Source organism: Streptomyces sp. MS191 (assembly GCF_008042125.1).
Taxonomy (GTDB): Bacteria; Actinomycetota; Actinomycetes; order Streptomycetales; family Streptomycetaceae; genus Streptomyces.
The window spans coordinates 1,721,483-1,734,940 of the sequence record NZ_RDBI01000040.1 but is presented as its reverse complement, the minus strand read 5'-3'; the positions used below and the strand labels follow the sequence as shown (position 1 = coordinate 1,734,940).

General features: G+C 72.1%; 13 protein-coding genes and 2 pseudogenes. 8 read left to right on the top strand and 7 right to left on the bottom strand.

Going from position 1 to position 13,458, the window contains the following annotated elements:
• The coding region (locus tag EAO71_RS14970) for a hypothetical protein (RefSeq protein ID WP_147978182.1) at window positions 1–294 on the bottom strand (294 nt) is incomplete at its 3' end.
• Between EAO71_RS14970 and EAO71_RS14965 the strand changes: the two genes are divergently transcribed.
• The 5 genes and pseudogenes from EAO71_RS14965 (at window position 293) to EAO71_RS14945 (ending at window position 4,813) form a co-directional block, all read left to right on the top strand.
• Window positions 293–487, top strand: coding sequence for a hypothetical protein (locus EAO71_RS14965; protein WP_147978181.1), 195 nt, complete (start codon window positions 293–295; stop codon window positions 485–487). The genes EAO71_RS14970 and EAO71_RS14965 overlap by 2 nt on opposite strands.
• Window positions 484–864, top strand: a complete 381-nt coding sequence (locus EAO71_RS14960; protein ID WP_147978180.1) for a type II toxin-antitoxin system death-on-curing family toxin — start codon at window positions 484–486, stop codon at window positions 862–864. The genes EAO71_RS14965 and EAO71_RS14960 overlap by 4 nt, the downstream gene beginning before the upstream one ends.
• Before the next feature lie 108 nt (window positions 865–972).
• Window positions 973–2,763: a DEAD/DEAH box helicase gene (locus EAO71_RS14955; RefSeq protein ID WP_147978179.1), complete on the top strand. Its 1,791-nt coding sequence runs from the start codon at window positions 973–975 to the stop codon at window positions 2,761–2,763.
• Between the two features lie 426 nt (window positions 2,764–3,189).
• Window positions 3,190–3,708: pseudogene (locus EAO71_RS14950) on the top strand (IclR family transcriptional regulator); the annotation flags it as partial.
• A 310-nt stretch (window positions 3,709–4,018) separates the two neighbouring features.
• On the top strand, window positions 4,019–4,813 hold the full coding sequence (locus EAO71_RS14945) for a S16 family serine protease (protein ID WP_147978178.1): 795 nt from the start codon (window positions 4,019–4,021) through the stop codon (window positions 4,811–4,813).
• Here EAO71_RS14945 and EAO71_RS14940 read toward each other — a convergent pair.
• From EAO71_RS14940 to EAO71_RS14925, 4 genes are all read right to left on the bottom strand, one after another.
• Complete coding sequence (locus EAO71_RS14940) at window positions 4,746–6,065, bottom strand: MFS transporter (protein WP_147978177.1); 1,320 nt, start codon at window positions 6,063–6,065, stop codon at window positions 4,746–4,748. The genes EAO71_RS14945 and EAO71_RS14940 overlap by 68 nt on opposite strands.
• The gene (locus EAO71_RS14935) at window positions 6,062–6,247 is read right to left on the bottom strand and encodes a hypothetical protein (RefSeq protein ID WP_147978176.1); all 186 of its coding nucleotides are present in this window, start codon (window positions 6,245–6,247) and stop codon (window positions 6,062–6,064) included. The genes EAO71_RS14940 and EAO71_RS14935 overlap by 4 nt, the downstream gene beginning before the upstream one ends.
• A 168-nt stretch (window positions 6,248–6,415) precedes the next feature.
• Window positions 6,416–6,997 carry an ArsR/SmtB family transcription factor gene (locus EAO71_RS14930; protein WP_147978175.1) on the bottom strand — a complete coding sequence of 194 codons (582 nt, stop codon included), beginning with the start codon at window positions 6,995–6,997 and terminating at the stop codon, window positions 6,416–6,418.
• A 128-nt stretch (window positions 6,998–7,125) separates the two neighbouring features.
• Window positions 7,126–7,602: an Lrp/AsnC family transcriptional regulator gene (locus tag EAO71_RS14925; protein ID WP_147978174.1), complete on the bottom strand. Its 477-nt coding sequence runs from the start codon at window positions 7,600–7,602 to the stop codon at window positions 7,126–7,128.
• A gap of 136 nt (window positions 7,603–7,738) precedes the next feature.
• On the opposite strand from EAO71_RS14925, the pseudogene hppD reads away from it, so the two are divergent.
• Window positions 7,739–8,872 (top strand): annotated as a pseudogene (gene hppD / locus EAO71_RS14920) (4-hydroxyphenylpyruvate dioxygenase); the annotation flags it as partial.
• 56 nt (window positions 8,873–8,928) lie between these two features.
• Here hppD and EAO71_RS38805 read toward each other — a convergent pair.
• Window positions 8,929–9,978, bottom strand: coding sequence for a tetratricopeptide repeat protein (locus tag EAO71_RS38805; RefSeq protein WP_261992235.1), 1,050 nt, complete (start codon window positions 9,976–9,978; stop codon window positions 8,929–8,931).
• Window positions 9,979–10,644: 666 nt separating this feature from the next.
• Between EAO71_RS38805 and EAO71_RS14910 the strand changes: the two genes are divergently transcribed.
• The gene (locus tag EAO71_RS14910) at window positions 10,645–12,024 is read left to right on the top strand and encodes an FAD-binding oxidoreductase (protein WP_147978173.1); all 1,380 of its coding nucleotides are present in this window, start codon (window positions 10,645–10,647) and stop codon (window positions 12,022–12,024) included.
• Window positions 12,025–12,034: 10 nt separating this feature from the next.
• Here EAO71_RS14910 and EAO71_RS14905 read toward each other — a convergent pair whose 3' ends face one another.
• Window positions 12,035–12,505 (bottom strand): SsgA family sporulation/cell division regulator, encoded by a 471-nt coding sequence (locus tag EAO71_RS14905; protein ID WP_147979306.1) that lies wholly within the window; start codon window positions 12,503–12,505, stop codon window positions 12,035–12,037.
• 552 nt (window positions 12,506–13,057) lie between these two features.
• On the opposite strand from EAO71_RS14905, the gene EAO71_RS14900 reads away from it, so the two are divergent.
• On the top strand, window positions 13,058–13,458 hold a 401-nt coding region (locus tag EAO71_RS14900), incomplete at its 3' end, for a DUF2510 domain-containing protein (RefSeq protein ID WP_147979305.1).

The window sequence follows — 13,458 nt, the reverse complement described above, 5'->3', positions numbered from 1 at the left end:
GTCGCCGAGGGCGTTGCCGTAGCCGTAGGTGTAGTCCGCCGAGGACCGCCGGATCCCGTCGTTGCCCTCCTCGTAGGTGACGAAGGGGATCGGGTTCGTGTCGGAGCGGAAGGGCGTACCGGTCAGGGCGAGCCGGCGGGTGGCCCGCCCCGACGGGGCTGAGGCCCGGCGGGGGCGCCGCCGGGCGGTCGCGCGGCGGCCGGGGGCGAGCGGTACCGCCCCGGGAAGCGTCTCGCCGATCCTGCCGGGCTCCCGGCCCGAGATCGGCAGGACAGCCCTTAGCCTGAGGTCCATGATCCGTCCGACCGTCACCCTTCCCGTCGGCGACGAGCTCGCCGACCTGGCCGATGCCCGCGGCATCGCAGTCGAGGAGCTCGCCGCCGAGGCGCTCCGCCGCCACGTGGCCTCGGAGGCGGCCGTCGTCCGGGAGAACGCCGTCCGGCTGGCGGTGCGCCACGCCTCCCTGCTGCGGAGGCTCGGCGAATGAACAGCCGCTTCCTCACGCTCGCCGAGGTGACGGAGGTCGCCGCGATCGCCTTCGGCGGCGACGCGGAGCCCGAGCTCAGAGCGCCCGGTCTGCTGGAGTCCGCCGTGCACCGGCCGCGGGCGCGGATGTTCGGCCGGAGCGCCTACGAGGACCTCCACGAGCAGGCCGCCGCGCTGCTGCACGCCGTCGCCACGAACCACCCCTTCGTCGACGGCAACAAGCGCGCGGCCTGGCTCTCGGCCGCCGTCTTCCTGGCGGTCAACGGAGTCGATCTCGCCGACGTGGACCAGGACCGGGCGTACGCCCTGGTCATCGACGTGGCCGGTGGCGCGCTCGGGGACATTCCGGGCATCGCGGAGCGTCTGCGGGGGCTGTGAGGACGGTCTCACGACCCCCCGCCACGGCCTCGTCCGGGCGGGGTCGCGGTGGCCGCACCGGTAAGGTGGCCCGGTTGTCATATCTGGACGAGCGTCGAACCGGAGACCGTGACTACTACCGCCACCTCCTCCCATCACCTCTCTCCCGCCTTCCCCGGCCGCGCCCCCTGGGGCACCGCCAACAAGCTGCGAGCCTGGCAGCAGGGCGCCATGGAGAGATACATCCAGGAGCAGCCCCGGGACTTCCTCGCGGTCGCGACCCCCGGAGCCGGAAAGACCACCTTCGCGCTGACCCTCGCGTCCTGGCTGCTGCACCACCACGTCGTGCAGCAGATCACCGTCGTCGCACCCACCGAGCACCTGAAGAAGCAGTGGGCCGCCGCGGCCGCGCGGATAGGGATCAAGCTCGACCCCGACTACAGCGCCGGACCGCTCAGCAAGGAGTACCAGGGCGTCGCCATCACCTACGCCGGTGTCGGTGTCCGCCCCATGCTGCACCGCAACCGCTGCGAGCAGCGCAAGACCCTCGTCATCCTCGATGAGATCCACCACGCCGGTGACTCCAAGTCCTGGGGCGAGGCCTGCCTGGAGGCGTTCGACCCGGCCACCCGCCGGCTCGCCCTGACCGGTACGCCCTTCCGCTCCGACACGAACCCGATCCCCTTCGTCACCTACGAGGAGGGCAACGACGGGATCCGGCGGTCCTCGGCGGACTACACCTACGGCTACGGCAACGCCCTCGGCGACGGCGTCGTGCGCCCCGTGATCTTCCTCAGCTACAGCGGCAACATGCGCTGGCGCACCAAGGCCGGCGACGAGATCGCGGCGCGCCTCGGCGAACCCATGACCAAGGACGCCATCTCCCAGGCCTGGCGCACCGCGCTCGACCCGCGCGGCGACTGGATGCCGAACGTCCTGCGCGCCGCCGACCAGCGGCTCACCGAGGTCCGGAAGGGCATCCCGGACGCCGGCGGACTCGTCATCGCCTCCGACCAGGACTCCGCCCGCGCCTACGCCAAGCTGATCCGCGAGATCACCGGGACCAAGGCCACGGTCGTCCTCTCCGACGAGGCCGCCGCGTCCAAGCGGATCGACGAGTTCAGCGAGAACAACGACCGCTGGATGGTCGCGGTCCGCATGGTCTCCGAAGGCGTCGACGTGCCCCGCCTCGCCGTCGGCGTGTACGCCACCACCATCTCGACCCCGCTCTTCTTCGCCCAGGCCGTGGGACGTTTCGTGCGTTCGCGCAGGCGCGGCGAGACCGCATCCGTGTTCCTTCCCACGATCCCCAACCTCCTCGGGTTCGCCACCGAGATGGAGGTCGAGCGCGACCACGTCCTCGACCGGCCGAAGAAGGACGGCGAGGAGGACCCCTACGCCGAGTCCGAGAAGGAGCTGGCGGAGGCCGAGAAGCAGCAGGACGAGGACACCGGCGAGCAGGACATGCTGCCCTTCGAGGCACTGGAGTCCGACGCCGTCTTCGACCGCGTCCTCTACGACGGCGCCGAGTTCGGCATGCAGGCCCACCCCGGCAGCGAGGAGGAGCAGGACTACCTCGGCATCCCCGGGCTCCTCGAACCCGACCAGGTGCAGCTGCTCCTGCAGAAGCGCCAGGCCCGGCAGATCGCGCACAGCCGAAAGAAACCGGACACCGAAGCGGATCTTCTGGAGCTGCCCGCCGAGCGACGGCCTGTCGTTTCGCACAAGGAACTGCTGGAGCTGCGCAAGCAGCTCAACACGATGGTGGGCGCGTATGTCCACCAGAGCGGCAAACCGCACGGCGTCATCCACACCGAGCTGCGCCGGGTCTGCGGCGGTCCGCCGAGCGCCGAGGCGACGGCCGGACAGATCCGGGAACGGATCAAGAAGGTGCAGGAGTGGGCGACCCGCATGCGCTGACCTGAGGAAACCCTGAAAGCTCCGGACAGGTGGGGCCCGTGCGCGCGAGGGCGCACGGGCCCCGTTCGTCGCTCGGGAGGCAGGGCCGGAGGGCCGGTGGGACCCGTTCGCCACGCGGTTCGCGGGTGGCCCGGAACACGGGACCGACATAGTCGATCTTGTCCACCGAAGTCGTCGATCCGACCGACTTGGATCCCGAACCGTCTCTATCCGGTCGCCCGCGCCCGGATTCTGGACGAGGTCTTCCGCTGAGCGGAGTGGGTCGCTACTGTCCCCCGCAATGCAAACGCCCCGTGGCAGCGCCGCCGCGGAGCGCAGCCGGTGCGCATGGCCTGCCGGCGGCCTCTGACGTGCGTCGCCGACGGGACCGGTGTCGCAGCTTTCGTTTGAAGGACCGCCGTCACTCACTCCGAAGGAGAGGGCGTCGTGACCGCGGAAACCTCCCAGACGCTCGACCGGGGCCTCAGGGTCCTCAAGCTGCTCGCCGACACCGACCACGGCCTGACCGTCACCGAGTTGTCCAACAAACTCGGTGTCAACAGGACCGTCGTCTACCGTCTGCTCGCCACGCTCGAACAGCACGCCCTCGTACGACGCGACCTGGGCGGCCGGGCCCGCGTCGGCCTCGGCGTGCTCCGGCTGGGCCGCCAGGTCCATCCGCTGGTGCGCGAGGCGGCGCTGCCCGCGCTGCGCTCGCTCGCCGAGGACATAGGGGCGACGGCCCACCTGACCCTGGTCGACGGGGCGGAGGCGCTCGCGGTCGCGGTCGTCGAACCGACCTGGACCGACTACCACGTGGCCTACCGGGCCGGCTTCCGGCACCCGCTGGACCGCGGCGCGGCCGGCCGCGCCATCCTCGCGGCGCGCCAGGGCAGCCTGATCGACCCCGGCTTCACCCTCACCCACGGCGAGCTGGAGGCGGGCGCCAGCGGCGCAGCGGCGCCACGCACTGCGCTAGGTCCTGTCCGGCGGGTTGCGAAAGCAGCGCCGCGAGCCGGGCGGACTCTGACGGCGGGGGCAGCCCTTCGGCATGCCCGGACCGGCCTGGCACGGCCTCTCGGACAGGCCCTGCCAGGCCCCGCCCGGGTCAGGGACTCCGGCCGGCACCGCCGCGGACTCCGGCCTCCGGGTCGTGACCTCCGGGCTGTGACGTCCCGCCCGCACGTTCCCCGGCGCTCAGCCTCCGGATGCGGCCGGGCCCCGGCCGTCCGTGGCTCCCCGACGACGGTCACCGGGCGCCCAGTAGATTGGTGGCGTGCTCTCCAGTCTCACGCGTCCCCGTGCTCTCGCGCTCTGCGCCCTGCCCGTCGCCGCGCTCTTCGCGGTCGCCGGTCTTGCGCCGCTGCCGTACGCCATCGCGCAGCCCGGCTCGACGGCCGATGTGCTCGGGGTGGACAAGGGCCGGCAGGTGATCACCATCAGCGGCGCGCCCGTCCGTCAGACGGAGGGCAAGCTCCTGATGACGACGATCGTGGCCACCGGGCCGAGCGTGGACAACGACCTCGCCGCCGTCGCGGACGCCTGGTTCCGCACCGACCGGGCCGTCCTGCCGCGCGACTCCGTCTACCCGCCGGGCAAGTCGGACGCCGAGGTCGAGAAGCACAACCTCGGTCAGATGAAGGAGTCGCAGGACGCCGCCGTCCTCGCCGGCCTGGGCTATCTCAAGCTGGACCCCAAGGACGTCAAGGTGACCCTCCACCTCGCCGACATCGGTGGTCCGAGTGCCGGGTTCCTCTTCTCGCTCGGCATCGTCGACAAGCTCGACGGCGACGGATCCGGCGGTGACCTCACGGGTGGCCGGACCATCGCCGGCACCGGGACGATCGAGCCGGACGGGACCGTCGGCGCGGTCGGCGGGGTCTCGCTGAAGACCCAGGCCGCCGGACGGGACGGCGCGACGGTCTTCCTCGTCCCGAAGGCCGAGTGCTCCGACGCGCAGGCGGAGCTGCCCCGCGGGATGCGGCTGATCCCCGTGTCCACGCTCAGCGACGCGGTGACGTCCCTGAAGGCGCTGGAGCAGGGTCTGGAAGACAAGGTTCCGAGCTGCTGACCGGGCCGGCCGGGGACGGCGGGCCCGCGTCCATCCCGCGCCAGGACGGGAAGACCGCCGGGGCGAGCGTCGCGAGGAAGTAGACCCCGCCGACGGTGAGCAGCGCGGGGCCCGGCCCCACCCGTTCGATCAGGAGGCCGGCCGTGAGCCCGCCCAGCGGCGTCGTCAGGAGCACACCGGCCGTGCTGGCACCGGAGACACGGCTGCGGAGGGCGTCGGGGACCTGCTCGTAGATGATCGTCGTGAGGATCGGGTTCAGCACCCCGGCCCCGAACCCGGCCAGGGCCATGGTGACGAGCAGCGGCGGCGTGGTGTCGCTGAACGCCGCCACCACGAACGGCGGTGCGCCGCACAGCAGGAAGCCGGCGGTGAACACGGGCCGCCGCGGGAGCCGGTGCCCGACCGCTCCGTAGAGCAGGGCGCCGAGCAGCGCGCTGCCGGCGAAGACGGCGACGAGCAGCCCCAGCGCGGCGGAGCCGCCGAGCTCCTCCCGGGCATGCACCGGCAGGAGGACCGAACTCCAGCTCTGGTTGAGGCCGTTGGTGACCATCACCATCAGCGTGATGCCGAGCAGCAGACGGGAGCGGAACAGGAAGGCGTACCCCTCGCGCAGGTCCGCGCGGTAGCGGGAGACCGAGAAGCCGGTGGCGTCGCGCCGTGGCTCGGCGGTGGCCACCTTCCGTATGCCCGCCAGGACGAGCGCCGCGGAGAGGGCGAAGGTCGCGGCGTCGACGAGCAGCACCGTGTCCGCCCCGATGAGGGCGACCAGGACGCCGGCGAGAGCGGCGCCGGTCATCCTGGCGCCGCGCGCCACGGCGTCGTACAGGCTCGCGGCACGGGGGAGCGGGGTGCCCGCGAGGCGGGCCAGGTCGGGCACGAGGACGTGCCGGGACATCTCGCCGGGGGCGTGGAACAGGCCGGTGACGGCCATCAGCGCGCACAGCATCCAGAACTCGAGCAGCCCCGTGTGGTGCAGGAGCGGGATCGCGGCGAGTGCGAGCGCGCAGACGAGGTCGGAGCCGGCGCTGACCCGGCGGCGCCCGATCCGGTCGATGACCGGGCCGCCGGCGATCGCGGAGACGACGACGGGGACGGCGGCGCAGAACGCGACCAGACCCGCCTTCCCGGGGCTGCCCGTGAGGTCGAGGGCGAACCACGGGACACCGATCAGGGTGAGTGAGTTGCCGGTGATCGATATGGCGTTGGCGGCCAGGAGGGCCGTCAGCGGAGTGCGTCCCCCCGGCGCGGTCATGCCGCGACCGTGTATCCCTCGGTGCCCGGGCGGGCGGGGGTCACGGCGAGTTTGAGTCCCCACTCGACGAGCTTCCAGCCCAGCTGGACGCGGACGGGGGTGGACGGCAGCGAGGCGGCCGCCTCGTGGTGCAGTGCGGTGGCGTTCAGGTGGTGCAGCTGGAGGTGAATGTCGGCGTGCATGACTCCGGTTCCTTCCGTGCATGACTGAGGTGCCCGTGACCGCGCCGGCCACGGATCGGTACGCGTGCTGCGTGCTGCGTGCTGCGTCGCGGTGCGGGGATTCACACCCCGCGGCCTGTCGCCGCGAGGCGGGTGATCGGCGCCCGGACCGCGGCGCGGGAGCGTGGCTCAGCGCTCCCGCTGGGGGAAGGCGTGCAGGTGCATCCGTACGCGGTGGGCGTCGGGGGCCTCGGCGTCGGCTTCGTCGCGGTAGCTGTCGATGAGCTCGTGGACCCTCTCGTTGAGCTCGCGCAGCTTCTCGGGCGGGAGTCGCAGCGTGAAGTCGCTCATGTCCGAGGCGCCTGCCCACACGTCGTCCCAGTCGCGGCGCGTCCCGAGCCAGGTCGACAGCTCCTGCGTGTGGATCGTCGCTATCTCGTGCAGGAAGATCTCGACCGCGCCCTGCACCTCGGGATCGGGGTTCCTGTAGAGCGCCGCGTCGAAGGACGTCCCCTGCTGGGCCGCCTTCCACCACCGCTCCCGGCCCTTCCCCTGGGACGGGTCGTCCTCGACGAAGCCGTGGGCGGCGAGCTGACGCAGGTGGTAGCTCGTGGCGCCGCTGGACTCGCCCAGCCGATCGGCCAGTTGGGAAGCCGTGGCCGGCCCGTGGTGCCGGAGGGCGCGCAGCAGCTGTATGCGCAGGGGGTGCGCCAGTCCGCGCAGGGATCGCGGATCCAGTGTGCGGCTCAGGAACTCTTCGGGCTTGGACATGACTCAAGACTAGAGTTGCAAAGAAGTAGTTGCAAGAGGTTCTTTGCATAGGTTCTTTTGCACGTCCGGCCGGGGTGTTCGGACGGGTGCGGGCCCCGTGTCGGCGACCGCCCCGCCCCGGACGCGTCCTACCGCGGCTCGTCCCCCGCCGCCTGCTCGACCAGGGGGATGATCCGCAGCGGCACGGGGTTCTCCATGACGATCGCGGTGGACGCCCGCACGATCCCCTCGAAGCCCACGACCCGGTCGATCACCCGCTGCAGGTCGGCGTTGGAGCGGGCGACCAGCCGGCAGAGCATGTCCCCGTGCCCGGTGGTCGTGTGCAGTTCGAGCACCTCGGGCACGGTCGCCAGATGAGTCCGCACGTCCTGTCCCTGACCCTGCTTGATCTCCAGCGTCGCGAACGCCGTCACGGGATAGCCGAGGGCGGCCGGATCGACCTGCGGCCCGAACCCGCGGACGACGCCGTTGGACTGCAGCCGGTCGAGACGGGCCTGGACCGTCCCGCGTGCCACGCCGAGCCGGCGCGACGCCTCCAGGACGCCTATCCGCGGTTCCTGTGCGAGCAGCACGATCAGGCGGCCGTCCAGATGATCGATCGCCACGGCGACCTCCTGATGGTCATCATGTACAGATAGCCCGCCCATACTGACCGGTCGCTGTACAGATTGCCCACCCCTGTGACGAACTATTGCGCAGCTTGTGGATCGGCGGGACTCTGCCGCTATGGCAGACAACTCGATGACCATCGACCCCACCCCTTCCACGGCGCGGCAGGCCGATCCCTTCCCCGTGAAGGGAATGGACGCGGTCGTCTTCGCCGTCGGCAACGCCAAGCAGGCCGCGCACTACTACTCCACGGCCTTCGGCATGAAGCTCGTCGCCTACTCCGGACCGGAGAACGGCAGCCGCGAGACCGCCAGCTACGTCCTCACGAACGGCTCCGCCCGCTTCGTGTTCACCTCCGTCATCAAGGTCGCGACCGACCGGGGCCGCTTCCTGGCCGAGCACGTCGCCGAGCACGGTGACGGCGTGGTCGACCTCGCGATCGAGGTGCCGGACGCGCGCGCCGCGTACGCCTACGCCGTCGAGCACGGCGCCACCGGCATCACCGAGCCGTACGAGCTGAAGGACGAGAACGGCACCGTCGTCCTCGCCGCCATCGCCACCTACGGCAAGACCCGCCACACCCTCGTCGAGCGCTCCGGCTACGACGGCCCGTACCTCCCCGGCTTCGTCTCGGCCGCCCCGATCGTCGAGCCGCCGGCCAAGCGCACCTTCCAGGCCATCGACCACTGCGTCGGCAACGTCGAGCTCGGCCGGATGAACGAGTGGGTCGGCTTCTACAACCAGGTCATGGGCTTCACGAACATGAAGGAGTTCGTGGGCGACGACATCGCCACCGAGTACTCCGCCCTGATGTCGAAGGTCGTCGCCGACGGCACGCTGAAGGTCAAGTTCCCGATCAACGAGCCGGCGATCGCGAAGAAGAAGTCGCAGATCGACGAGTACCTCGAGTTCTACGGCGGCGCCGGCGTCCAGCACATCGCCCTCGCCACCAACGACATCGTCGCGACGGTCCGCGCGATGCGCGCGGCGGGCGTCTCGTTCCTCGACACCCCGGACTCGTACTACGACACCCTCGGCGAGTGGGCGGGCGAGACCCGCGTGCCCGTCGAGACCCTGCGCGAGCTGAAGATCCTCGTCGACCGCGACGAGGACGGCTACCTGCTGCAGATCTTCACCAAGCCGGTCCAGGACCGCCCGACCGTCTTCTTCGAGATGATCGAGCGCCACGGCTCCATGGGCTTCGGCAAGGGCAACTTCAAGGCCCTGTTCGAGGCGATCGAGCGCGAGCAGGTCCGCGCGGCGAACCCCGAGCGCTGGTCGACGTACCCCGTGCTGATCGACGCGTACAACGGCATCGGGGACTACAAGTCCGCGCAGAAGGCCATGGACACGCTGGAGAAGCTGCACCACGGCGCGACGGTCAGCGCGCGCGCCTCCCAGGTCCCACTCCCGGACCCCGCGCCGCCGGACCCCTGGCTGCCACCCGACGTCGCGCCGCCGGCCGATGCCCCGGAGGGCGGACTGCCCGCCGCCACCGTCGCCCGGGACGGCTTCGAGGCGGACGGCTTCGGCGCCGGGCGCAGCTCCTCCGGCAGGTCGTCCGGCGGGTCGCCGAGCGCCGCCACCGCCTCCCGCGCCCGCGGCGCGAGCAGCGGCGAGAAGTACGGGTTGATGCGCATCGCCTCCTTCAGGTGCCGGCGGGCCGGCCCGTACTGCTCCACCTCACGCTCGATGACCCCCCGGTGGTACGCGAAGAGCGCGCTGCGCATGCCCTCGTCGGTCGCCCGCTTCGCGTACGGCAGGGCCTCCTGCGGCTGTCCCGCCCGGTACAGCGCCCAGCCCAGCGCGTCGGCCACGTGCATGGACCCGTGCCCGCGCGCCCATTCCGCCTTCAACCTGCGCACCGCCGCCGCCGGGTCGCCGTGGTCCGCCTCGTACAGCCCGAGCACCACCAGGCCGTTGGCGCCGTTGCGCCAATCCTTCGTCCGCAGCCGCTCGTACGTCGCCCGGGCGTCGCCGTCCAGGCCGATCGACTCGTACAGCTCGCCGGCCTCCAGGATGTACTCCGGCAGGGGCAGCTTCTCCAGCACCGTCCGGTAGTCGCGCACCGCCTCGTCGCTCCGGCCGAGCGCGGCGAGCGCCCGCGCCCGGCCGGCCAGCGCCGGCCCCTGGTCCGGCGCGAGCCGCAGGGCCACGGCGTACTGGGCGAGCGCCTCCTTCGGCTCGCCCCGCTCCCACGCCAGGTCGCCGAGCCGGGCGAGCGCCGCGGCCTTCTCCGGCACCGCGCCGGCCCGCGCCACCGCGTCCTCCCCGTCCGCCCAGGCGTCCTCGCGCCAGCCGTGGTTGCGGTGGACCTGGGAGGCGCGCGCGCTGACCGTCGCGCCGTGGTGCAGCTTCTCCAGCGTGTCCATGGCCTTCTGCGCGGACTTGTAGTCCCCGATGCCGTTGTACGCGTCGATCAGCACGGGGTACGTCGACCAGCGCTCGGGGTTCGCCGCGCGGACCTGCTCGGCCCACGTCCGGGCGGTCTTCCACTCGCCCCGCGCGTTGGCCAGCGCTCCGAGGCCGAGCTGCGCGTCCAGGTTCCCGCTCGCGGCCGACCGCACGTCCAGCGAGCGACGCAGGGCCTGTTCGGCCCGCGGGTAGGACGCGGCGTCGCCGAGGCGGGCGGCCCGCTCCGTGTACGCCGCCCCCAGCACGGCCCACGAGGCGTCGTCGTCCTCGTGGTCCGACAGCCACTTCTCCCGGTCGGCGATCAGCGCGGTCAGATCGGGCAGGGCCGCGGGCGCCCCGGCCTGAACCGCGATCATCGCCCGCCCGGCGGGGCTGGATGCGGACGGCGGGCCGTCCTCGAACAGGTCCGATAGGAATGCGGGGAGGTACATCAGTCCCGTGGCCGCGACCGCCGCGCCCAGCCCGGCGACGAGGACCGTCCTCGACAGCTTCTCCCTCTTCATGGCGCGCTTCATGGCGTCACTGTGGGGCAGTACGAAGAGCACACGAAGCGTCCACTCCGCTCGGCGAAGCCGAAGGTCCGGCGGGTTCACACCGATGGCCCCGGGTGCCAGGCTGGACGCATGGACGATCTTCTGACGCGGCTCCACGAACGACTGCGCGCGGGCCTGCCGGCCGAGGCGCTGCACACCGACCCGGACGTGACCGGCTCCTACGCCCGGGACATGGCGAGCTTCTGCGACGCGGGCACTCCCGCCGCCGTCGTGCTCCCGCGCACCGTCGAGCAGGTGCAGCACGTCATGCGCGTCGCGACCGAGCTGCGGGTGCCGGTCGTCCCGCAGGGCGCCCGCACCGGCCTGTCCGGGGCGGCGAACGCCTCCGAGGGCTGCATCGTGCTCTCCCTGGTCAAGATGGACCGGATCCTGGAGATCAACCCGGTCGACCGGATCGCCGTGGTCGAGCCGGGCGTGGTGAACGCGGTGCTGTCACGGGCCGTGAACGAGCACGGCCTCTACTACCCGCCGGACCCGTCCAGCTGGGAGACCTGCACGATCGGCGGCAACATCGGCACCGCGTCCGGCGGACTGTGCTGCGTGAAGTACGGGGTGACCGCGGAGTACGTCCTCGGCCTGGACGTCGTCCTCGCCGACGGCCGGCTGCTCTCCACCGGCCGCCGGACCGCCAAGGGCGTCGCCGGGTACGACCTGACCCGCCTGTTCGTCGGCTCCGAGGGCAGTCTCGGCATCGTTGTCAGGGCGGTCCTGTCGCTCCGGCCCCAGCCGCCGCAACAGCTGGTGCTCGCCGCCGAGTTCCCCTCGGCGGGCGCCGCCTGTGAGGCGGTCTGCGCGATCATGGAGCGCGGCCACACTCCCTCGCTGCTGGAGATCATGGACCGCACCACTGTGCGTGCGGTCAACAAGATGGCGAACATGGGGCTGCCAGACACGACCGAGGCGCTGCTCCTGTGCGCGTTCGACACTCCCGATCCCGGCGAGGACCTGGCCGCCGTCGGGGAGCTGTGCGCGGCGGCCGGCGCGACCGAGGTCGTGCCGGCGGAGGACGCCGCCGAGTCGGAACTGCTGCTGCAGGCCCGCAGGCTGTCCCTCACCGCCCTGGAGACGATCAAGACGGCGACGATGATCGACGACGTGTGCGTGCCGCGGACGAAGCTGGCCGCGATGCTCGACGGCACGTCCGCCATCGCGCGCAAGTACGACCTGACCATCGGCGTCTGCGCGCACGCGGGCGACGGCAACACCCATCCGGTGGTCTGCTTCGACCACGCCGACGAGGACGAGTCGCGACGGGCGCGGGAGTCCTTCGACGAGATCATGGCGCTGGGCCTGGAGCTGGGCGGCACGATCACCGGCGAACACGGCGTGGGCGTGCTGAAGAAGGAGTGGCTGGCCAGGGAGCTGGGCCCGGTGGGGCTCGAACTCCAGCGCGGCATCAAGCGGACCTTCGACCCGCTCGGCCTGCTCAACCCCGGCAAGCTCTTCTGAGGCGGTCGGCTCACTCCTCACCGTCCTGAGACTCGTCCGACGGCCAGGGATCGCGCAGCCACAGCTCGTCGGCCACCACGGTCGTCGCGAGCAGTCCGGCGAGGCCCTCGTCCATGCCGAGCCGCTCGGACTCGGTGCCCGGCGGGACGGCGCGCAGGGTCCGCTCCAGCCAGGCGGACACCTGCGTGGCGGGGGCTTCGAGCAGCGCGTCGCCGTCGGGTGACGACAGGGCCATCAGCACGACGTTGCGGCCGTCCACCTTCGTGGGCCAGATCCGCACGTCCCCGTGGCCGCAGGGCCGGAAGACGCCCTCGACGAGCAGCTCCCGGGCGAACGTCCAGCCGACGGGGTGGTCCGAGCCGATGTGGAAGACGACGTGGACGGCGTAGGGGTCGTCGGTGCGGTAGGAGAGCCGGGCCGGTACGGGGATGCTGCGCTCGGGCGAGAGCACCAGCTTCAGCTCCAGCTCGCGCTCGACCACGGAGTGCCCGGAGGTGTCGGTCGGCCCGGCGGTCGCGGTGTCCTCGGCGCGCGCGACGTTCTCCGCGTGCGTAACGTCCTCGGCCTGCCCGTTGTTCTCGGCGTGCTTGCCGTTCTCGGTGTTCTGCACGGTGCGACGTCCTCTCCGGTCGGGGCCCCGCGTGGGCCCGTACCGGAAGAGACAGCGGTGCCCGCTCGCCATGACGCGACTTCGGGAACTTTCTTCGGGAAGTTTCCCCGTGGCCCGCGACGCGGGATGCGCACAGCCTCCGCACAGCCTCCGCGCAGGGTCCGCACGACGGGACGGCGGGTCCGGGGCGGACTCACCTCCGGCGCCCGCCACGCTGGGTGACGGGGCGTGGGCCGGGGCGGAGACCCACCGGAAAGCCCCGGCCCGAACGTGACGCTGAGTCGCGGGAATCGCGGTATGTCCCTCGAAGGCGGGCTTTCTCTCGGGCTCTATCTTCCCAGGGCCGCGTTCTTCGTTACTGTCCTCCTTGGGCCGGCGGGCCCGATGGTCGAAGCAGCGTTGTAACGGAACGGAGTCGGGGCAGTGGCTACTCCTCCTGGAGGCGGCGGAGAGGTACCGCAGGCCGGGTACTACCCGGACCCGTCCATTCCCGGGTACATCCGGTACTGGAACGGGGGCGCCTGGGTGCCCGGGACGAGCCGGCCCGCGCCGCGGGACGGCGAGGCCCTGCCGACGGGTCCCGCGCCGTCCTCGGCCGCGGGACCCGCACCGATGCCGAGCCCGGCCCCCGCACCGGCACCCGTGCCGTCGGTCGAGGAGACCGGTCCCCACTTCTTCGACGAGGATCCGCTCGCCCCGGAGCGCCCGGCGCCCGAGCCGGCCTCCGCCTGGCAGGCGGACGTCAACCGCCAGACCGGGTTCGGCGGTGAGCGCGACCAGCGGGTCTCGTGGGGCTCCCCGGAGGCCGACCCCCGCACCCCGTC

Bases quoted from the DNA above. Each gene is read 5' to 3' on its own strand.
- EAO71_RS14965 (WP_147978181.1), top strand. From the start codon at position 293: ATGATCCGTCCGACCGTCACCCTTCCCGTCGGCGACGAGCTCGCCGAC.
- EAO71_RS14960 (WP_147978180.1), top strand. From the start codon at position 484: ATGAACAGCCGCTTCCTCACGCTCGCCGAGGTGACGGAGGTCGCCGCG.
- EAO71_RS14940 (WP_147978177.1), bottom strand. From the start codon at position 6,065: ATGACCGCGCCGGGGGGACGCACTCCGCTGACGGCCCTCCTGGCCGCC.
- EAO71_RS14935 (WP_147978176.1), bottom strand. From the start codon at position 6,247: ATGCACGCCGACATTCACCTCCAGCTGCACCACCTGAACGCCACCGCA.
- EAO71_RS14930 (WP_147978175.1), bottom strand. From the start codon at position 6,997: ATGTCCAAGCCCGAAGAGTTCCTGAGCCGCACACTGGATCCGCGATCC.
- EAO71_RS38805 (WP_261992235.1), bottom strand. From the start codon at position 9,978: ATGGACACGCTGGAGAAGCTGCACCACGGCGCGACGGTCAGCGCGCGC.
- EAO71_RS14910 (WP_147978173.1), top strand. From the start codon at position 10,645: ATGGACGATCTTCTGACGCGGCTCCACGAACGACTGCGCGCGGGCCTG.